This window comes from Nocardioides coralli (assembly GCF_019880385.1).
Taxonomy (GTDB): domain Bacteria; phylum Actinomycetota; class Actinomycetes; order Propionibacteriales; family Nocardioidaceae; genus Nocardioides; species Nocardioides coralli.
The window spans coordinates 2280336-2298838 of sequence record NZ_CP082273.1 but is presented as its reverse complement, the minus strand read 5'-3'; the positions used below and the strand labels follow the sequence as shown (position 1 = coordinate 2298838).

25 protein-coding genes are annotated in these 18503 nt (G+C 71.6%); 15 read left to right on the top strand and 10 right to left on the bottom strand.

Annotation, left to right across the window (positions count from 1 at the left end; genetic code table 11):
- The first annotated feature begins 2 nt into the window (after positions 1 to 2).
- Positions 3 to 1364 (top strand): M16 family metallopeptidase, encoded by a 1362-nt coding sequence (locus K6T13_RS11235; protein WP_222894664.1) that lies wholly within the window; start codon positions 3 to 5, stop codon positions 1362 to 1364.
- Between the two features lie 192 nt (positions 1365 to 1556).
- Here K6T13_RS11235 and K6T13_RS11230 read toward each other — a convergent pair whose 3' ends face one another.
- Positions 1557 to 2072: a class I SAM-dependent methyltransferase gene (locus K6T13_RS11230; protein WP_222894663.1), complete on the bottom strand. Its 516-nt coding sequence runs from the start codon at positions 2070 to 2072 to the stop codon at positions 1557 to 1559.
- Positions 2073 to 2172: 100 nt separating this feature from the next.
- Between K6T13_RS11230 and dapB the strand changes: the two genes are divergently transcribed.
- Entirely contained in the window at positions 2173 to 2916 is a 744-nt protein-coding gene (gene dapB, locus K6T13_RS11225) for a 4-hydroxy-tetrahydrodipicolinate reductase (protein ID WP_222894662.1), read from the top strand.
- A gap of 4 nt (positions 2917 to 2920) precedes the next feature.
- Here the strand turns inward: dapB and K6T13_RS11220 are convergent, their stop codons facing one another.
- From K6T13_RS11220 to K6T13_RS11205, 4 genes are all read right to left on the bottom strand, one after another.
- Positions 2921 to 3223, bottom strand: coding sequence for an AzlD domain-containing protein (locus K6T13_RS11220; protein WP_222894661.1), 303 nt, complete (start codon positions 3221 to 3223; stop codon positions 2921 to 2923).
- Positions 3220 to 3930 (bottom strand): AzlC family ABC transporter permease, encoded by a 711-nt coding sequence (locus K6T13_RS11215; RefSeq protein ID WP_222894660.1) that lies wholly within the window; start codon positions 3928 to 3930, stop codon positions 3220 to 3222. Before K6T13_RS11215 ends, K6T13_RS11220 begins: the two co-directional genes overlap by 4 nt.
- A 23-nt stretch (positions 3931 to 3953) precedes the next feature.
- A complete protein-coding gene (locus K6T13_RS11210; protein ID WP_222894659.1) occupies positions 3954 to 4145 on the bottom strand; it encodes a hypothetical protein in 192 nt (63 codons plus the stop codon).
- 72 nt (positions 4146 to 4217) lie between these two features.
- Positions 4218 to 4772, bottom strand: coding sequence for a GNAT family N-acetyltransferase (locus tag K6T13_RS11205; RefSeq protein ID WP_222894658.1), 555 nt, complete (start codon positions 4770 to 4772; stop codon positions 4218 to 4220).
- 85 nt (positions 4773 to 4857) lie between these two features.
- Between K6T13_RS11205 and paaA the strand changes: the two genes are divergently transcribed.
- From paaA to paaE, 5 genes are all read left to right on the top strand, one after another.
- Positions 4858 to 5859: a 1,2-phenylacetyl-CoA epoxidase subunit PaaA gene (gene paaA, locus K6T13_RS11200; protein ID WP_222894657.1), complete on the top strand. Its 1002-nt coding sequence runs from the start codon at positions 4858 to 4860 to the stop codon at positions 5857 to 5859.
- On the top strand, positions 5856 to 6146 hold the full coding sequence (gene paaB / locus K6T13_RS11195) for a 1,2-phenylacetyl-CoA epoxidase subunit PaaB (protein ID WP_222894656.1): 291 nt from the start codon (positions 5856 to 5858) through the stop codon (positions 6144 to 6146). Before paaA ends, paaB begins: the two co-directional genes overlap by 4 nt.
- Positions 6143 to 6916 carry a 1,2-phenylacetyl-CoA epoxidase subunit PaaC gene (gene paaC, locus K6T13_RS11190; protein ID WP_222894655.1) on the top strand — a complete coding sequence of 258 codons (774 nt, stop codon included), beginning with the start codon at positions 6143 to 6145 and terminating at the stop codon, positions 6914 to 6916. The genes paaB and paaC overlap by 4 nt, the downstream gene beginning before the upstream one ends.
- Positions 6913 to 7401, top strand: a complete 489-nt coding sequence (paaD, locus tag K6T13_RS11185; RefSeq protein WP_222894654.1) for a 1,2-phenylacetyl-CoA epoxidase subunit PaaD — start codon at positions 6913 to 6915, stop codon at positions 7399 to 7401. Before paaC ends, paaD begins: the two co-directional genes overlap by 4 nt.
- A gap of 427 nt (positions 7402 to 7828) precedes the next feature.
- A complete protein-coding gene (gene paaE / locus K6T13_RS11180) occupies positions 7829 to 8887 on the top strand; it encodes a 1,2-phenylacetyl-CoA epoxidase subunit PaaE (RefSeq protein WP_249423744.1) in 1059 nt (352 codons plus the stop codon).
- A gap of 28 nt (positions 8888 to 8915) precedes the next feature.
- Here the strand turns inward: paaE and K6T13_RS11175 are convergent, their stop codons facing one another.
- A complete protein-coding gene (locus K6T13_RS11175) occupies positions 8916 to 9500 on the bottom strand; it encodes a DUF3043 domain-containing protein (protein ID WP_222894653.1) in 585 nt (194 codons plus the stop codon).
- Between the two features lie 97 nt (positions 9501 to 9597).
- Here K6T13_RS11175 and K6T13_RS11170 point away from each other — a divergent pair, with 97 nt between their 5' ends.
- The 5 genes from K6T13_RS11170 to K6T13_RS11150 are packed head-to-tail and all read left to right on the top strand — an operon-like array spanning position 9598 to position 12832.
- Positions 9598 to 10371: a PspA/IM30 family protein gene (locus tag K6T13_RS11170; protein WP_222894652.1), complete on the top strand. Its 774-nt coding sequence runs from the start codon at positions 9598 to 9600 to the stop codon at positions 10369 to 10371.
- Positions 10368 to 10646: a PspA-associated protein PspAA gene (gene pspAA / locus K6T13_RS11165; RefSeq protein WP_222894651.1), complete on the top strand. Its 279-nt coding sequence runs from the start codon at positions 10368 to 10370 to the stop codon at positions 10644 to 10646. Before K6T13_RS11170 ends, pspAA begins: the two co-directional genes overlap by 4 nt.
- 4 nt (positions 10647 to 10650) lie before the next feature.
- Positions 10651 to 11568 carry a zinc metalloprotease HtpX gene (gene htpX / locus K6T13_RS11160; RefSeq protein ID WP_222894650.1) on the top strand — a complete coding sequence of 306 codons (918 nt, stop codon included), beginning with the start codon at positions 10651 to 10653 and terminating at the stop codon, positions 11566 to 11568.
- The gene (gene pspAB / locus K6T13_RS11155) at positions 11568 to 12140 is read left to right on the top strand and encodes a PspA-associated protein PspAB (RefSeq protein ID WP_222894649.1); all 573 of its coding nucleotides are present in this window, start codon (positions 11568 to 11570) and stop codon (positions 12138 to 12140) included. The genes htpX and pspAB overlap by 1 nt, the downstream gene beginning before the upstream one ends.
- A complete protein-coding gene (locus K6T13_RS11150) occupies positions 12137 to 12832 on the top strand; it encodes a sensor histidine kinase (protein ID WP_222894648.1) in 696 nt (231 codons plus the stop codon). The genes pspAB and K6T13_RS11150 overlap by 4 nt, the downstream gene beginning before the upstream one ends.
- Position 12833: 1 nt before the next feature.
- Here the strand turns inward: K6T13_RS11150 and nadA are convergent, their stop codons facing one another.
- The 3 genes from nadA to K6T13_RS11135 are packed head-to-tail and all read right to left on the bottom strand — an operon-like array spanning position 12834 to position 15370.
- Entirely contained in the window at positions 12834 to 14006 is a 1173-nt protein-coding gene (nadA, locus tag K6T13_RS11145) for a quinolinate synthase NadA (protein WP_222894647.1), read from the bottom strand.
- Between the two features lie 48 nt (positions 14007 to 14054).
- Positions 14055 to 14918 carry a GNAT family N-acetyltransferase gene (locus tag K6T13_RS11140; RefSeq protein WP_249423743.1) on the bottom strand — a complete coding sequence of 288 codons (864 nt, stop codon included), beginning with the start codon at positions 14916 to 14918 and terminating at the stop codon, positions 14055 to 14057.
- 26 nt (positions 14919 to 14944) lie between these two features.
- A complete protein-coding gene (locus tag K6T13_RS11135) occupies positions 14945 to 15370 on the bottom strand; it encodes an SRPBCC domain-containing protein (RefSeq protein WP_222894645.1) in 426 nt (141 codons plus the stop codon).
- A 35-nt stretch (positions 15371 to 15405) separates the two neighbouring features.
- Between K6T13_RS11135 and K6T13_RS11130 the strand changes: the two genes are divergently transcribed.
- Both K6T13_RS11130 and erpA read left to right on the top strand, forming a co-directional pair.
- Complete coding sequence (locus K6T13_RS11130) at positions 15406 to 16488, top strand: glycerate kinase family protein (RefSeq protein ID WP_222894644.1); 1083 nt, start codon at positions 15406 to 15408, stop codon at positions 16486 to 16488.
- A 91-nt stretch (positions 16489 to 16579) separates the two neighbouring features.
- On the top strand, positions 16580 to 16936 hold the full coding sequence (erpA, locus tag K6T13_RS11125; RefSeq protein WP_222894643.1) for an iron-sulfur cluster insertion protein ErpA: 357 nt from the start codon (positions 16580 to 16582) through the stop codon (positions 16934 to 16936).
- Between the two features lie 272 nt (positions 16937 to 17208).
- On the opposite strand, the gene K6T13_RS11120 is transcribed toward erpA, so the two are convergent.
- Positions 17209 to 17451 carry a hypothetical protein gene (locus tag K6T13_RS11120; RefSeq protein WP_222894642.1) on the bottom strand — a complete coding sequence of 81 codons (243 nt, stop codon included), beginning with the start codon at positions 17449 to 17451 and terminating at the stop codon, positions 17209 to 17211.
- 64 nt (positions 17452 to 17515) lie between these two features.
- Between K6T13_RS11120 and K6T13_RS11115 the strand changes: the two genes are divergently transcribed.
- Positions 17516 to 18502 carry a carbohydrate kinase family protein gene (locus K6T13_RS11115; RefSeq protein WP_222894641.1) on the top strand — a complete coding sequence of 329 codons (987 nt, stop codon included), beginning with the start codon at positions 17516 to 17518 and terminating at the stop codon, positions 18500 to 18502.
- The last annotated feature ends 1 nt before the right edge of the window (position 18503 follow it).

The window sequence follows — 18503 nt, the reverse complement described above, 5'->3', positions numbered from 1 at the left end:
CGATGAGCAGCGCACGGACCACCGGCCGGGGGAACACCCCCGGCCGGTTGTCCGTTGACCAGCGGGTCGGCGCGACCCGCACGCTCGAGACGGTCCACGGGCCCGACGGGCAGGTCGCCTCGCGGGTCTGCCGCACGGTGCTCCCCGGCGGGCTGCGCGTCATCACCGAGCAGATGCCCGGCGTACGCTCCGCGAGCGTCGGGGTGTGGGTCGGCGTCGGCTCACGCGACGAGAGCCGCAGCCTCCACGGCTGCTCCCACTTCCTCGAGCACCTGCTCTTCAAGGGGACGGGGAGCCGGTCAGCCCTCGACATCTCGGTGGCCCTCGACGCGGTCGGCGGCGAGTTCAACGCCTTCACGACCAAGGAGTACACCTGCTTCCACGCACGGGTGCTCGACGACGACCTGCCGCTGGCGGTCGACGTCCTCGGCGACATGATCACCGACTCCCTGCTGCGCGAGTCCGACGTGGAGGCCGAGCGTGACGTCATCCTCGACGAGATCGCGATGCACGAGGACGACCCGGACGACGTCGTGCACAACCTCTTCTCGCGCCAGGCGTGGGGGGAGGGGCCGCTCGGCCGCCCGATCGCCGGCACGGCCGACTCGATCGCCTCACTGACACGCGCCCAGGTGGCGCGCTTCTTCCGGCGCCACTACCGGCCCGCCAACATGGTGGTCGCTGCTGCCGGCAACCTCGACCACGATGACGTGGTCCGTGACGTGCAGCGGGCCTTCGCCCGCAACGGCTTCCTCGACCGCGAGGAGCCGCCCGTGGTGCCGCAGTCCGGGGTCCGCGTCCGCCGGGTCCATGCCGGGAGCAGCACGGTCACGCGGCCCCTCGAGCAGGTCAACCTGGTGCTGGGCGTCAACGGCTTCACCCGTCACGACGACCGCCGCTACCCCTTGGGCGTGCTCAACGCGGCCCTCGGCGGCGGCACCTCCTCCCGGCTCTTCCAGGAGGTCCGTGAGCACCGCGGGCTCGCCTACAACGTCTTCAGCTTCGCCTCGCACCACCACGACGCCGGCCTCGTCGGTGTCTCCGTCGGTTGCCTGCCGCGGCGGGTCGACGACGTGCTCGCGACGGTGCGGGCCGAGCTCACGCGCGTGGCGGACGAGGGCATCACCGAGGAGGAGCTCGCGCGGGGGCAGGGGCAGCTGCGTGGCGGGCTGGTCCTGGGGATGGAGGACTCCGGCTCACGCATGTCCCGTCTGGGCAAGGCCGAGCTGATCTACGACGAGCTGCTGTCGCTCGACGAGGTGATCGGCCGGGTCGACGGCGTCACCCCCGAGGAGGTCCGGTCGGTCGCGGCGACGCTGTTCCGGCAACCCGAGATCCTCGCTGTGGTCGGCCCCACCCGCTGACCCGTCACTCGTGCTGGTTCCAACCGCGCCGAGCCGTCACTCGTGCTGGTTCCAACCGCGCCGAGCCGTCACTCGTGCTGGTTCGAACCGCGCCGAGCCGTCACTCGTGCTGGTTCGAACCGCGCCGAGCCGTCACTCGTGCCGGTTCGAACCGCGCCGAGCCGTCACTCCGACTGGATCCGGGCTCAGCCGTCACCTCTTGCCGATGATCCCCACGACCGGCGGGGCCTTCTGCTCGACCACCGACACCCGGAAGCCGGCGGCGGAGAGCGCCTCGGACGACTTGCGGACGATGTTGGGGACCAGCTCGGGCATCTTGGTCTCGTAGAAGAGGTAGACGCCCCCGCCCGGGAGCAGCCGCTCGTGGAGGAGGGCGACCTCGTCGGCGCAGTCGCGGACCCAGAAGAGGTTGACGTTGAAGGCGAACACCTTGGTCAGTCGCTTCACCGGCACCCGCAGGGTCGCCAGGTCGATCTGCCGGACCGTGATGCGGCCGGACTCGAGGTAGGAGGCGCAGCGCCGCTTGGTGCGGTCGACGCCGGACTCGGAGCGGTCGATGGCGAACAGCTTGCCCGTCTCGAGCCGCTGGCAGATCAGCTCCGCGGCGTAGCCTGGCCCGCACCCGATCTCCAGCACGTTGTCCTGGGGCTGGACGTCCATGAGGTCCACGGCCCACTTGATCCGGGCGGGGATCTGCTGCGTCGGCATGGGCCAAGACTGCCACTACCGGGGCTCCCCGTCAGTCACCCCTGCCGCGCAAGACCCCCGACGCTAGGTTGTGGGGCGTGACGACGCTGTGGAGGAGACGATGAAGGTCGGTGTGCTGGGAGCGCTCGGCAAGGTGGGCAGCGAGGTGTGCCGGGCCGTCGAGGAGGCGGCCGACACCGAGCTGGTGGCCAGGGTGGACGCCGGCGACCCGCTGGAGTCGCTGGTCGAGGCGGGCGCAGAGGCCGTCGTCGACTTCACCCACCCCCACGTGGTCATGGACAACCTCGAGTTCTGCGTCCGACACGGCATCCACGCGGTCGTCGGCACGACCGGCTTCGACGCCGACCGCCTCGAGACGCTCCGCGGCTGGCTGGCCGACTCCCCGGGCACCGGGGTGCTGATCGCGCCCAACTTCTCCATCGGGGCCGTGCTGATGATGCGGTTCGCCGCCGAGGCGGCTCGCTTCTTCGAGTCGGTGGAGGTGGTCGAGCTCCACCACCCCGACAAGGCCGATGCGCCGTCCGGCACCGCGCGGCGTACGGCGGAGCTGATCGCAGCCGCGCGACGCGACGCGGGCCTCGGGGCGGTGCCGGACGCCACCACCCAGTCGATGGACGGTGCTCGCGGTGCGGACGTCGACGGCATCCGGGTGCACGGCATGCGGATCAGAGGGCTGGTGGCCCACCAGGAGGTGGTGCTCGGCGGTCTGGGGGAGACGCTGACCATCCGCCACGACTCGCTGCACCGGGCGTCCTTCACCCCGGGAGTGCTCACCGCGCTGCGAGCCATCGCGGCCCGGCCGGGTCTGACCGTGGGGCTCGAGGAGCTCCTCGACCTCGGCTGACGGGTCAGAGCAGCCGCAGCAGCGCCGCGACCAGCGCGGCCCCGAACACGACGACGAGGAACGGCGCACGCACGAGCAGCAGCGCGAAGGCGACCGCCAGCGCCGCGAGCCGCGCGTCCACGGTCAGGGAGGGTCCGGAGGAGAACACCTGGACCGCCACCAGTCCCGCGAGCAGGGCGACCGGGAGCAGGTCCGCCACCCGCTCCGCGACGGGGTGCTCCAGCAGCCCGGCGGGGAACGAGAGCCCCGCCAGCTTCAGCAGGTAGCAGGCCAGCCCGGCACCGAGCACGGTCAGCCAGAGCGTCATCGCGCCGCCTCCGGGAACTCGGTGGGGTCAGGGCGCCGGGAGAGCAGCCCGACCAGCAGCGCGACACCACCCGCGGCCAGCACGGGTACGCCGGCAGCGGTGACCGGCACCAGGCCGAGCGCGACCGCGGCTGCCGCCACCGCGACCCACCGGTTGCGGCGGTCGGCCAGCCGCGGCCAGACCAGGGCGAGGAAGGCCGCGCCCACGGCGGCGTCGAGGCCGAAGGTGCGCGGGTCGCCGAGCGCCTCCCCGGCGACCGCCCCGACCAGGGTGAACAGGTTCCACAGGACGAAGACGGCGAGCCCGGTCGCCAGGAAACCGGTCCGGGCGAGCGGGCGGGTGTCGCGGTTGAGGGCCATGGCGGTGGACTCGTCGATGACCAGCTGGGCCGCACCCGCCCGGCGTACGCCGCGCCAGGCCAGCAGGGGGGCGAGCCGGATGCCGTAGAGGGTGTTGCGCGTGCCGAGGAGGAGCGCGGTGAGCCCGCTGGCGAGGGGCGAGCCGCCCGCCGCCAGGACGCCGACCAGGGCGAACTGGCTGGCGCCGGTGAACATGACCAGGGACAGCGCACAGGTCTGGGCGACAGAGAGGCCGGCGGCGACCGAGACCGCCCCGAACGAGGTGCCGTAGAGGCCGGTGGCCAGGCCGACCCCGAGCCCGTCGCGCACGACTGCCGAGCGTCGGGCGTCGGGCGCGCTGTCGTGCACCCGGCGAGGCTACAAGTGGGTGGTCAGCGCAAACGGCGGTGGGTGAAGTCGCGCGTCGCGAGGAAGGCGAGCAGCGCCCCGCCGGCGAGTCCGACCCCGATCCCGCCCAGTGGCAGGACCACGTAGCCCGCGAGCCAGAGGCCCGCTCCGAGCGAGAGTCCGACTGCCAGGACGACGATGATGATCTTGTAGAGCTGGGGCAGCGGTCCCATCACGCGCTCCCTCTCCTGCCGGTCTCGGTCGACGATGACATTCGGTCTCCCAGCATCCCTCACCCGTCGAGGATTTCAAGCACTTTCGGCGATCGTGGTGTGCAGGCGCACCTGCTTGACCGTCGTCGTGCCCGTCCCGTCGAGGTCGAGCTCACGGTGGGCGGTGTCCGGTGCCCAGCCCGCCGACTCGAGGAAACCGCGCAGGGCGTCGTCGGAGGCCATCAGCCAGGTCACGGAGCGGGTGAACCGGTCGGCCGCCATCGTGTCCACGGCCGCCTGCAGGAGGCGCGAGCCGTGCCCCTTGCCGCGTTCGCGCGGGTCGATCGTGAACTCCAGGAGCTCGGCGTCCGCCACCTGGTCGGTGTCGGGGTCGCCCGCAGGCGAGGTGATGGCGAACCCGACCACGCGGTTGCGCTCGAGGGCGACCAGCACCCGCACGCGGGCGTCGTCCGGACGGGTCAGCGTCCGCTGCCACGCGGCGGCGGCGACGTCCGGGTCGACCTGCAACGCCGCGTCGGGTACGACGCCGGCCAGGTCGTGCTGTCGCGCCGCCAGCTGCAGGGCAGCGATGGCAGGGGCGTCGTCCGACCATGCCACGCGGCAGGAGACGTCGGCACTCGGGGAGCTCATGCGCATCATCCTGACATCCATCGCGTCTGTTACACACATCAGCCTCGATTCTGCATCGTGTAACAAACCGTGGTATTCTGAGGGTGTGTACGGCAACGACTTCACCGCGCCCGACGGGTCAGGGGATGCCCGGCCCCCGCGGGCCGCCGACCCTGACGAACCCGCCTCGTTCTCGGCGGTGCTGGCCGACGACGGCCGGATCGAGCCGCGCGACGAGATGCCGGAGGGCTACCGCAAGACGCTGATCCGGCAGATCGCCCAGCACGCCCACTCCGAGATCATCGGGATGCAGCCCGAGGGCAACTGGATCAGCCGCGCCCCCAGCCTGCGACGCAAGGCCATCCTCATGGCCAAGGTGCAGGACGAAGCCGGTCACGGGCTCTACCTCTACGCCGCCGCGGAGACCCTCGGCGCCGACCGTGCCGACCTGCTCGACCAGCTCCACAGCGGTCGCCAGAAGTACTCCTCGATCTTCAACTACCCGACCCTGACCTGGGCCGACGTGGGCGCCATCGGGTGGTTGGTCGACGGCGCCGCCATCACCAACCAGGTCCCCTTGTGCCGCTGCTCCTACGGTCCCTACGCCCGCGCCATGGTGCGGGTGTGCAAGGAGGAGTCGTTCCACCAGCGCCAGGGTTTCGAGATCCTCCACACGCTCGCCCACGGCACCCCGGCCCAGAAGGCGATGGCCCAGGACGCCGTCGACCGCTACTGGTGGCCCTCGCTGATGATGTTCGGCCCGCCCGACGACGACTCGCCCAACACCGCGAAGTCGATGGCGTGGGGGATCAAGCGCTTCAGCAACGACGACCTGCGGCAGCGGTTCGTCGACATGACCGTGCCGCAGGCCGAGGCGCTGGGCCTGACGCTGCCCGACCCCGACCTGCGCTGGAACGAGGAGCGGGGTCACTACGACTTCGGGGAGATCGACTTCACCGAGCTGTTCGAGGTCATCAAGGGCAACGGCCCGTGCAACGCCGAGCGCATGGCGCACCGCGTCAGCGCCCACGAGAACGGCGCGTGGGTGCGCGAGGCAGCGTCGGCGTACGCCGCCAAGCAGGCCGCTCGCGAGGAAGGTGCCGCATGAGCGCGACCCGTGACTGGCCGCTGTGGGAGGTCTTCGTCCGCTCCCGGCGCGGCCTGTCCCACGTCCACGCAGGCTCGCTGCACGCCCCCGACGCCGAGATGGCGCTGCGCAACGCACGCGACCTCTACACGCGGCGACAGGAGGGTGTCTCGATCTGGGTGGTCAGGTCCTCCGACATCGAGGCCAGCACCCCGGACGAGCGCGACGCGTTCTTCGACCCCGCAGGCGACAAGATCTACCGCCACCCGACCTTCTACGACATCCCCGAGGGAGTGGAGCACCTGTGACCACCCCACGCGATGCCGTCGGGACGACGCCCTACGACTACGTCCTGGCGCTGGCTGACGACGCCTTGATCTCCGCTCAGCGACTGGGTTGGTGGATCAGCCGTGCCCCCCAGCTGGAGGAGGACGTGGCCATCGCCAACATCGGCCTCGACCAGCTGGGCCAGGCCAGGGCGCTGCTCGCCCGCGCCGGAGAGCTCGAGGGTGAGGGGCGCGACGAGGACGCCCTCGCCTACTTCCGCGACGAGCGCGACTTCCGCAACGGCCACCTCGTCGAGCGCGAGCAGACCGACTTCGGCGTCGCCATGGCGCGGATGCTGCTCTTCGCGGCGTGGCAGAGCGAGCTCTACGACGCCCTGCGCACGAGCAGCGACCCGACGGTCGCCGGCGTGGCGGGCAAGGCCGTCAAGGAGGTCGCCTACCACCTCGACCACGCCGCCCACTGGGTGGTGCGCCTCGGTGACGGGACCGAGGAGTCGCACGCCCGGATGCAGGCTGCGCTCGACGACGAGCTCCGCTACCTCGAGGAGCTCTTCGACACCTCCTGGCTCGACCCCGCCCTGGTCGAGGAGGGGGTCGCCACCGACCACGCCGCGCTGCGCGAGCCGGTCCTGGCGCGGATCGTCCCGGTCGTGGAGCAGGCCACGCTGGCCCTCCCCGAGGTGACCCCCGCCAGCGGCGGCGGCCGGCGCGGGATCCACACCGAGCAGATGGGCTACCTGCTGGCCGAGATGCAGCACCTCACCCGGTCCCACCCGGGGGCGACGTGGTGACCGCGACTCCGGTCCGCACCGAGGCCTGGCGGGTGGCCGCCCAGGTGCCCGACCCGGAGCTGCCGGTCGTGACCATCGAGGACCTCGGCATCCTGCGCGACGTCTCGGTCGACGACGAGAGGCGGGTCCACGTCGTGATCACCCCGACCTACTCCGGCTGCCCGGCGATGGAGACCATCCGCGACGACCTCGTCGCGCGGCTGAGCGACGCCGGCTACCGCCGCGTCGAGGTCGAGTTCGTCCTCTCGCCCGCCTGGACCACCGACTGGATCAGCGACGAGGGCCGTGCCCGGCTGGAGGCCTACGGCGTCGCGCCGCCCGCGGCCCGAGGTGACGGGCCGGTGCCGCTGACCCTGTCGGTCCGCTGCCCGCAGTGCGGCAGTCCCGACACGCGCGAGTCCAGCCGGTTCGGCTCCACCGCCTGCAAGGCGCTGTGGGTGTGCCGGGCCTGCGGCGAGCCGTTCGACCACTTCAAGCCCCTGTGAGCGAGCCGGGAGCCCGCAACGCCGCGGGCGGGTGCACGAGCACGGGGGAGCGGGCGACGGCGAGTGAACGGTCCAGTGCTGTGAGCGAGCCGGGAGCCCGCAATGCCACGGGCGGGTGCACGACCGACGCAAGGAAGCGGGCGACGGCGAGTGAACGGTCCAGTGCTGTGAGCGAGCCGGGAGCCCGCAACGCCACGGGCGGGTGCACGACCGACGCAAGGAAGCGGGCGACGGCGAGTGAACGGTCCAGTGCTGTGAGCGAGCCGGGAGCCCGCAACGCCACGGGCGGGTGCACGACCGACGCAAGGAAGCGGGCGACGGCGAGTGAACGGTCCAGTGCTGTGAGCGAGCCGGGAGCCCGCAACGCCACGGGCGGGTGCAGGACGACGCGGGAAAGCGGGAGACGGCGAGTGAAGGGATCGGTGCTGTGAGCGGCCATGCAGCGCTCCACGCCTTGCGCGTGGCGGCCATCGACGAGCTGACCGACGACGCGGTCGCGATCACGTTCGACGTCCCCGACGACTTGCGCGAGGACTACCGGTTCGTGCACGGCCAGCACCTCTCGGTGCGTGGCGCCGACGACGTACGCCGCAGCTTCTCGATCTGCACGCCGCCCTCGTCGGGCGTGCTGCGCATCGGGGTGAAGCGACTCCCGGGCGGAGCCTTCTCCGACGGGGTCGTGGGGTCGCTGCAGGTCGGTGACGAGCTCGAGGTGATGACACCCGCAGGCCGGTTCACGACCACCCTCGACCCGGAGGCGGCGAAGCAGTACGTCGCCGTCGCGGCCGGTTCGGGCATCACCCCGGTCCTCTCGATCGTGGCGGCGGTCCTCGAGGGCGAGCCGGGGTCGCGGGTCACGCTGGTCTATGCCAACCGCACCAGTCGCTCGGTGATGTTCCTCGACGAGGTGCACGACCTCAAGGACCGGTTCCCGGACCGGTTCCAGATCATCCACGTGCTCTCCCGCGAGCGGCAGGACGTCGAGCTCCTCTCCGGGCGCCTCGACGGCGACCGGCTCCTCGAGATCGTCAAGGCCTACGACCTCGCCGACGCCGACGACTGGTTCCTGTGCGGCCCCCAGCAGATGGTGGTCGCGCTGCGCGAGACGCTGACCGATCTCGGGGCGACCCGGATCCACACCGAGCTGTTCCACGCCGACCCGGTGCCGAGGGCGCCGGTCGCCTCGCTCGACGACGGCGCCGACGGGGCCGCGGAGGTCACGATCCGCCTCGACGGTCGTGCCAGCGACTTCCCGCTGCGGCCCGACGGTCCGCCGGTCCTCGAGGCCGCGCTCGAGGTGCGCTCGGACCTGCCCTTTGCCTGCAAGGGGGGCGTGTGCGGCACGTGCCGCGCCAAGCTGCTGAAGGGCACGGTCCAGATGGACGCCAACTACGCGCTGGAGCCCGACGAGGTGGAGCGCGGCTACGTCCTGACCTGCCAGTCCCACCCGACGGCGGCGCGGGTGGTCCTCGACTACGACGCCTGAGCAGCCGTCCTCGCGGGCCGGCGCGTGGTCACCGGTAGCGGTCGGGCAGCGGCTCGCCGATCTTGACCTGCGCCTTCGGCATCCGCATGAACTTCATCTGCATCGACCGGCTCAGGGCGTACCACGTCGTGCCCTTCGTGGGCTCGTCCGGGAACCGCGCCGCCAGCTCGCGGCGGAGCCGGAAGCGCAGGGTGATCAGGTCGATGATCACCAGGAAGAACATGCCCATGAGGATCAGGTTGCCGATGCCCGCCAGTCGGGTGCTCCCGGAGTAGCTGAGCACGAGGGTCACGATCATCACCGGCAGCACCAGCTCGATGAAGGAGAACCTGCTGTCGACGAAGTCGCGGATGAAGCGGCGCACCGGTCCCTTGTCGCGCGAGAGGAAGTAGCGCTCGTCACCCGTCCGCATCGCTTCACGGACCTTGCGGCTTGACTCGGCCCGCTGCTTGCGCTGCTGCTGGACCTGCTCGCGGCGGGTCCGCGGGGCCTTCGCCCGGGCGCGGGCGGCCGCCTCGGCCTCCTTGCGTGAGGGGGTGGGACGACCCTTGCCCTCCGGCTTGGGGGCCGGGGTGGCGGTGGTCGGGGACTCGGACTTGGTTCGGCGGAACACGAACGTGCTTTCGTCGACGGGACGGCGGACCTCCCAACCCTACCCGGGTCGGCGGGCAGCGCTCGCACGCCTTGGGGTTTGGTCCTAGGGTTGCCCCATGAGCCTCATGAAGCGCATCAGCCTGATCTTCCGGTCCAAGGCCAACCGGGCCCTCGACCGCGCCGAGGACCCCCGGGAGACGCTGGACTACAGCTACCAGCGCCAGCAGGACCTGCTGGTGAAGGTACGCCGCGGCGTGGCGGACGTCGCCACCAGCCGCAAGCGCGTGGAGCTGCAGGTCAACCAGCTGGAGCAGCAGCAGGCCAAGCTGCAGGCGCAGGCGGAGAAGGCGATCGGGGTCGGCCGCGAGGACCTGGCGCGCGAGGCGCTGACCCGCAAGTCAGGACTCACCTCCCAGATCAACGACCTGAAGACGCAGCACGCCCAGCTGCAGGGCGAGGAGGAGAAGCTGACGCTGGCCCAGCAGCGGCTCCAGGCCAAGGTCGAGGCGTTCCGGACCCGCAAGGAGACCATCAAGGCCACCTACACCGCGGCCGAGGCCCAGACCAAGATCAACGAGGCGATGTCGGGCATCGGTGAGGAGATGGGCGACGTGGGCCTCGCGATACAGCGTGCCGAGGACAAGACCGCCCAGATGCAGGCGCGGGCCGGCGCGATCGACGAGCTCCTGGCCTCCGGCGCCCTCGAGGACGTCAGCCAGATCGGGGGCGGCGACGACATCTCGCGTGAGCTCGACGCGATGAGCTCGGAGTCCGACGTCGAGGCGGAGCTGGCCCAGCTGAAGTCCAAGAGCCAGCCGCAGGCGATCGAGGGCACCGACATCCTGGCCGAGGAGCCGCAGAAGGAGTCGACCGAGGACGGCACTCCTTGATCATCCGGATCCTGGGCGAGGGGCAGTTCGACGTCCCGGAGGAGTCGATCGACTCGCTCAACGCCCTCGACGACGCCGTCGAGCAGGCGGTCGAGGCCGGCGACGACGAGGTGTTCGCCAAGGCCCTCGGGGCGCTCCTGGACCGGGTCCGCGACAGCGCCGTACCCCACGCGGAGGGGACGCTCGACACCTCCGACCTCATCCTGCCGCCGGCCGACGCCAGCCTGGAAGAGGTGCGTGACCTGCTCAGCGGCGACGGCCTGATCCCCGGCTGAGACCGTGGCCTCCTCGCGCTTCATCAAGGACACCGGCCTCACGGTCCGGATGACGACGGTGATGTTCCTGCTGGGTGCGCTGTTCGTCGCCCTCATCGTCGTGCTGATGTTCGCGGCGGCCAGCTCCGGCTACGAGGGGCTGGTCCCGATCATCGGGCTCGTGGGCATCGGCATCGCCGTCTACCAGTGGTGGAGCTCCGACAAGGTCGCCATGCGTGCGATGCGGGCCCGTGAGGTCTCGCCGGAGGAGGCGCCGGAGCTGCACGGCATGGTCGACCGGCTCTGCGCCCTGGCCGACATGCCCAAGCCGCGGGTCGGCATCGCCGACACCCCGATGCCCAACGCGTTCGCGACCGGCCGCAGCCCCGACCGCGCCGTGGTGGTGGTGACCACCGGCATCATGGGCAAGTTGTCCGCCGAGGAGCTCGAGGCCGTGCTGGCGCACGAGCTGTCCCACGTCGCCCACCGCGACGTGCTGGTGATGACCGTCGCCTCCTCGGCCGGGATCGTGGCGGGGATGCTCATGCACGGCGCCCGGTTCGGGGCCCTGGCGGGACGCCGCGACCGCAACGGGGCCGCCTTCTTCGTCATCGCGCTGGTCGTCAGCCTGGTCGTCTACGCCGTCAGCTTCTTCCTGACCCGGCTCCTCTCGCGCTACCGCGAGCTGTCCGCGGACCGGGCGGGCGCCTACCTGACCATGAAGCCGGCCGCCCTGGCGACCGCGCTGCAGAAGATCACCGGCGACATCGCGGCGATCCCGCAGCGCGACCTGCGCCAGAGCCAGTCGATGAACGCCTTCTTCATCGCTCCCGCGATCAGCGGCGCCACCCTCAAGACGCTCACCTCGACCCACCCGTCGCTGGAGCAGCGGCTCGAGCAGCTGGCCCGGATCCAGGCCGAGCTCGGCCGGCCGGGCGACTGATGGGTCTCTGGGAGGCGATCACCGGACGGCGGCGGGAGGTGCGCCCCGACCTCGACGCGCTCTTCGGCGTGCCCGGCGCGGCCATCACCCTGCAGACCGCCACCGGCTTCACGCCCACGGGGTCAGGGTCCGTCTGCTACCGCGCCGCGACGGGCACGGCGTTCGCGGAGATGCAGTCGGAGGTGATCCGGCTCATCGAGTCCGACCCCGATGCGCCCGAGGTGTCGGTGACCGCCGACTCCTACGGCTTCACGTGGCTGACCGTGACCGACGACCCGGACGACGTGGCCGGGCTCTGCACGGATCTCCACGCCGTCAACACCTCGCTGGAGGCGCAGGGCTTCGGGACGGGGCTGCTGTGCTCGCTGATCCCGTTTTCCGACCGGACCGGCCGCAGGCTCGGACTGGTCTACCTCTACAAGCAAGGGACGTTCTACCCCTTCGCCCCGACCGGCCCGCAGCAGCGCGACAACCTGCTCGAGATGCAGGTGCGCGACACGCTCTCCCCGGAGATCCCTGTCGAGAAGGACCTGAGCCGGTGGCTCGCGGTGTGGGATGCTCCGGGACTGTGACGTCCGCTGACGGAACCAGCGCCCTCCCCGACGACCCGGTCGTCGACGAGCGGCTGGCTGCCTTCGCGGGGCAGGTCAGCCACGACCTCAAGAACCCGCTCTCGGCGGTCCGGATGTGCCTGGAGCTGGCGCGCGAGGAGATCGGGGACGACGACTCGGAGCTGCTGACCCTGATCCGCCGCGCCGAGCGAGGGGTCACCCGGATGGACGTGATGATCAACGACCTGCTCACCTTCGCGCGGGTCGGAGCACCCGCAGAGCGGAGCGAGGTCGACCTGGCCGTGGTCGCCGCCGAGGCGATCGAGGAGCTGGGTGAGGCGGTCGCGCCGGGTCAGGTCCACGGCGCGGGCGAGCTGCCCACCGTCCGGGGCGACGCCGCGCGGCTCAAGGTCGTCCTCACGCACCTGGTGATGAACGCCGTCAACTTCTCCGCCTGGGACGCCGCGATCGACCTCGGAGCAGAGCGGACGCAGGACGGGTGGCGGGTGAGCGTGTCCGACCGGGGCCACGGCATACCGCCGGACCAGCGGGAGCACGTCTTCGAGCCGATGGTGCGGCTCGACACCTCCGTGCCCGGCAGCGGAGTCGGGCTGGCGACCTGTCGGCGGATCGTCGCGGGCCACGGCGGCCAGATGGGGATCGACGGCCGCATCGGCGGCGGCGCCGTGGTGTGGTTCGAGCTGCCCGACTGACTCAGTCGCGGTGGGAGCGCCCCGGGAGGTCCAGCATCCGCTGCAGCGCGACCTGGGCCCAGTGGGTGGTGTCGGGATCGACCTCGATCCGGTTGACCACCGTGCCGGATACCAGCGACTCCAGGGCCCAGACGAGGTGGGGCAGGTCGATCCGGTTCATGGTCGAGCAGTAGCAGACGTTGCGGTCCAGGAACGAGATCCGCTTGTCGGGGTGCTGTGCCGCGAGCCGCTTGACCAGGTTGAGCTCGGTGCCGATCGCCCAGCTGGAGCCGGCCGGCGCCGCCTCGATGGTCTTGATGATGAACTCGGTGGAGCCGATGAGGTCTGCCTTGAGCACCACGTCGTGGGTGCACTCGGGGTGCACCAGGATCTGGATGTCGGGATCCGCAGCGCGCAGCTCGTCGACGACGTCGGCGGAGAAGCGGCCGTGGACCGAGCAGTGGCCCCGCCACAGGATCATGCGCGCGTCACGCAGCTGCTCCGCGGTGAGACCGCCGCCCGACAGCAGCGGGTTCCACACCACGCAGTCCTCGAGGGACAGGCCCAGCTGCAGCACCGCGGTGTTGCGCCCGAGGTGCTGGTCGGGCAGGAACAGGACCTTGGCGTCCGGCTTCTGCTCGAAGGCCCACTCCAGCGCCGTCTCGGCGTTGCTCGAGGTGCAGACGGTGCCGCCGTGGCGGCCGACGAAGGACTTGATGTCGGCGCTGGAGTTCATGTAGGTCACCGGGACGACGGCGTCGGCCACACCCGCCTCGGCGAGGGAGTCCCAGGCGTCCTCGACCTGGGCAAGGCGCGCCATGTCGGCCATCGAGCAGCCGGCGGCGAGGTCGGGGAGCACCACCTGCTGGTGGGGTGCGGTGAGGATGTCGGCGGACTCGGCCATGAAGTGAACGCCGCAGAAGACGATGAACTCGGCCTCGGGCCGGGCGGCCGCGTCGCGGGCGAGCTTGAAGGAGTCACCGGTGACGTCGGCGAACTGGATGACCTCGTCGCGCTGGTAGTGGTGACCGAGCACGAACAGCCGGTCGCCCAGCTCTTCCTTGGCGGCGCGAGCGCGCTCCACCAGGCCGGGGTCGGACTGCGCCGGGAGGTCGCCCGGGCACTCCACGCCACGCTCGGTGTCCAGGTCGCGGCCGCGGCCCAGCGGGAGCAGGGGGAGGTCGACGGTGCTCATGCCCTTCATCCTAGGTGGGGCACGGGTGGCTGCCGACGTCCCCGCGGGTCACAGGAGGGTGGGGTGCGGGATGTAGGGCGTGGGCTCCTTCATCCTGCGCAGACCGAGGAAGCCGCTCGACCACACGTCCAGCCGCGCGGCCACCGCCAGCTCGACGGCCCACGCGTTGGCGGGGGAGACGTGAGCGATCCGCACGGGTGTGTCGGGGTCCGAGCCCGCCAGCGCCTCCCACGTCAGTGCAGCGGCGGCCTTGCGACCGGTCGCGGCCAGGACCACGGGTGACCCGGTCCGGTCGACGTAGGCGTAGCCGGAGCCCGACGCCCGATCGGTGACGAGCAGCCGGAGCTCCCGCATCAGCACGCCGTGGTCGGGCCCGTGAGCGGCCCCGCGGGTGCGCCGGTCCAGCGAGTCCAGCAGGTCCCGGTCGGCCTCGACGCCCTCGCGCACGTGGCGCACCTCCGGCAGCAGCGACCGCTCCACCCGACCGGTCAGCAGCAGGTGGGGGTGCAGCTCGAAGCCGGCCTGCACGTAGCGACGCAGCGCCTGCGGGTCTGCTGAGGCGTTGAGCATCCCGCGCAGGCAGCCACGCCCGTGGTGCAGCGCCGCCTCGAGCAGCACCCGACCGAGCCCGCGGCCCTGACTGGCCGGCCTGACGGCGTACGACGCCAGGATCCACATCAGCTCGCGCACCAGCGACGTCACGAAGCCCACGAGCTCGTCGTCGACCTCGGCGACCCAGCAGCCGTCCGGGTCGGTGTCGAGGAGGTGCTCGGTGCGGCCGCGCCAGCGGGCAGCCCGGTCCTCGGACCTCGGAGACGGCTCGGGCCAGCCGCGCTGGTGGGTCCGGAGGTCGAGCTCGTGGAACGCCGAGGAGCTGATCCGCTCGCACGCGGCGACGTCCTCGCGACGCATCGGCCGCACTCGTGCGTCGGACCTGCTCATCGGCTCGCGTGGGCGGCGTACCGCTCGAGGAGCTCGGGCCAGGCGGTGAACTGGTCCCGGACGTCGGCCGTCGCGGCGGTCCAGCCGGCGTGCTCGAGCCGCACCCGGGTGCCTCCGTCGTCCTCGTCGAAGGCGACGCGCAGGGTCGTGGCGTCGTCGGGGGAGTGGCCGAGCCAGAAGTCCTGGGCGTACGCCGCCCCCGGCTCCCAGGTCGTGACCCGGCCCCACACGTGCCGCTCGTCGTCATCGTGGAGGCTGGCGACCTCGCCGTCGGGGTCGATCTCGATCGAGGTGAAGGTGGCGGGGTCGGCGGTCAGGTTGGCGTCCCACCACTGGTCCATGTGCGCCGTGAAGGCGATGAAGGCTTCCCGGGGGGTCGCCGGGACCCGGGCCTCGGCGACGACGGGTTCCAGCGGGTCCATGCCGCCATCGTGCCGCAGTCGGCGAGGATGTCGGCATGCGCGTGCTGATCGCCCCCGACAAGTTCGCCGGGACCCTCACCGCGGTCGAGGCCGCAGAGGCCATCGCCTCGGGGTGGCGGCGCCATGCCCCCGACGACCAGCTCGACCTCGCTCCGATGTCGGACGGCGGTCCGGGCTTCGTCGACGTCATCCACGCCGCGCTCGGCGGCGAGGTGCTCGCCGCGACCGTCGAGGCGCCCCACGGCGAGCAGGTGCCCGCCTCGGTGCTCTTCGTCGAGGACGTGGCCTACGTGGAGTCGGCCCAGGCGTGCGGGTTGCACCTGATCACCGGGGGTGCCGAGTTCGGCAGCACCGTCGGGGTCGGCCAGCTGGTGATGGCTGCCGTGGAGAGCGGCGCGTCCCGCGTCGTGGTCGGGCTGGGCGGGTCGGGGACGAATGACGGGGGCGCCGGGATGCTGGCCGCGCTGGGAGCCACCAGCGACGGCATCCTCGACTCCGGGGCGATCGCCCTGGACACGATCCACGAGGTCGACCTCGCGCCCGCCCGGGAGGCGCTCGCCGGTGTCGAGCTGGTCGCGGCCACGGACGTCGACATCCCGTTGACCGGCATGTTCGGGGCGACCAAGACCTTTGGCCCGCAGAAGGGGATCGCCGAGGAGCGCATCGTCGAGGTCGACGGCTGGCTGGAGTCCTTCGCCGCGGCCGCCGGCCGGCGCCTGTCGCTCGAGAAGGGCGCGGGTGCGGCCGGTGGCATCGGCTACGCCCTGCTCCTCCTCGGCGCGGTGCGCGAACCCGGCATCGAGCTGGTCGCCGACGCCGTGCGGCTGGCGGAGCGGGCCGCCAAGGCAGACCTGGTGATCACCGGTGAGGGCGCCTTCGACTTCTCCAGCCGGTCGGGGAAGGTGCCCTACGGGGTCGCCGAGGTCGCCGGTACGGCGCTCCGACCGTGCGTCGCGCTCGCGGGGCAGGTCCTCGTGGGTTCACGGGAGATGCGTGCCCTGGGGGTCGAGTCGGCGTACTCGCTGGTGGAGGTGGTGGGGGAGGAGCGGGCCTTCGCCGACCCCATGGGATCCCTCGCCGACCTCGCCGAACGCGTGGCGCGCACCTGGTCCCACTAGGCGGGCCGCTGTCCGCGGACACCGGGGAATACCACCGCGTGTGAGAGACTTGGGACCGAGGACCAGCCCGCAACACCAGGGAGCCAGACACATGACCGAGCAGGTCGAGACCGAGCGCCGCACCGATCAGATCAACCTGAGCCCGGTGGCGGCGGCCAAGGTGAAGAGCCTTCTCGAGCAGGAGGGTCGCGACGACCTCCAGCTGCGGATCTCCGTGCAGCCGGGCGGATGCTCCGGGCTGCGCTACCAGCTCTTCTTCGACGAGCGCACCCTCGACGGCGACGTCACCACCGACTTCGACGGCGTCACCGTCGTCGTCGACCGGATGAGCGTCCCCTACCTCAACGGCGCGATGATCGACTTCGTCGACTCCATCGAGAAGCAGGGCTTCACGATCGACAACCCCAACGCGACCGGTTCCTGCGCCTGCGGCGACTCGTTCCACTAGTCGTCGCGTCGGAGCTGAGCTTGCGAAGCTCCGGTACGCGGCGAGGTTGAGCAAGGCCCGCGACCGAGGGACGAGGTCGCGATGGCCGCGTCGAAACCCCGCAAGCAGACAGACCAAAGCAAGCGAAGCCCCCACCGACGCGGTGGGGGCTTCGTCGTTGGTCGGGCTGGGCGGGACGCCTACGAGGTTTCGACACGCTCCGTCGCGGCTTCGTGCCTCAGCCGTGGTCGCTGCTCAACCACCGACGATCGCATCCGCTGGCGCGGCTGCGATCAGTCCAGGTGCAGGTGCAGCGCGTCGGCGAGCCGCGCCGTCGCCTCGTCGATGCTGACGTCGCGCTTGCGGACCTCGCGCGGGTAGTCGTCGAAGTGGATGCTCGGCGGGGCCTCGACGGCGCGCCGGGCGGCCTTCCGCAGCCGCATGTTCTCGCCGACCTGCACGCAGTCGGCGCGCATCTCCTGCGGCGTGGCGAAGTCGTCGTACGCCGGACGGCTGGTCGGGTTGTGCGGGCTCATGTGCGGGACGCTAGTGGCTACCGTGGGGTATCCCCAGCCGTACCCGGAGGTAGTGTTCCGTGTCGTGTCCCTGCTGATCTGCGGCTCCATCGCGACCGACCACCTGATGAGCTTCCCCGGAAAGTTCTCGGACTCGCTGGTGGTCGACCAGCTCGACAAGCTCTCCGTCTCCTTCCTCGTCGACGACCTCGACGTCCGTCGGGGTGGCTGCGCAGCCAACATCTGCTTCGGCCTCGGCAACCTGGGCCTGGCGCCGGTCCTCGTGGGTGCCGTCGGTGAGGACTTCGGGGACTACCGCGCCTGGCTCGAGCGCCACCACGTCGACTGCGGCTCCGTCCACGTCTCGGAGACCCGGCACACGGCGCGCTTCGTCTGCACCACGGACGACGCCGACGCGCAGATCGCGAGCTTCTACCCGGGGGCGATGAGCGAGGCACGCGAGATCGAGCTCAAGCCGATCGCCGACCGCGTGGGCGACCCCGACTACGTGCTGGTGGCGCCGGACGACCCGGAGGCGATGCTCCGCCACACCGACGAGTGCCGGCAGCGGGGCTACCGGTTCATCTCCGACCCGAGCCAGCAGCTGGCCTTCGGCGACGGCGACCTGATCCGGCCCCTGGTCGACGGCGCCGACCTGCTGATCTCCAACGAGTACGAGTCGTCGCTGATCCGGCAGAAGACCGGCTGGAGCCACGAGGAGGTCCTCTCGCGGGTGGGCACCTGGGTCGTCACCCTCGGCGCCACCGGGGTGCGCATCGAGCGCGCCGGCGAGGAGCCGATCGAGGTCGCGGCGGTGCCGGCCGAGCGCAAGGCGGAGCCCACCGGCGTCGGCGACGCCTTCCGGGCCGGTTTCTTGGCGGGGCTCACCTGGGAGCTGTCCCTGGAGCGCGCGGCGCAGCTCGGCTGCCTGCTGGCGGTCTACGTCGTCGAGCAGATCGGGACCCAGGAGTACACCCTGTCGCGGTCCGGCTTCCTCGCGCGCTGCGAGGCGGCGTACGGCCCGGAGGCGACGAAGGACATCGCCGAGCGCATCGAGACCTTCCGTCCCTGAG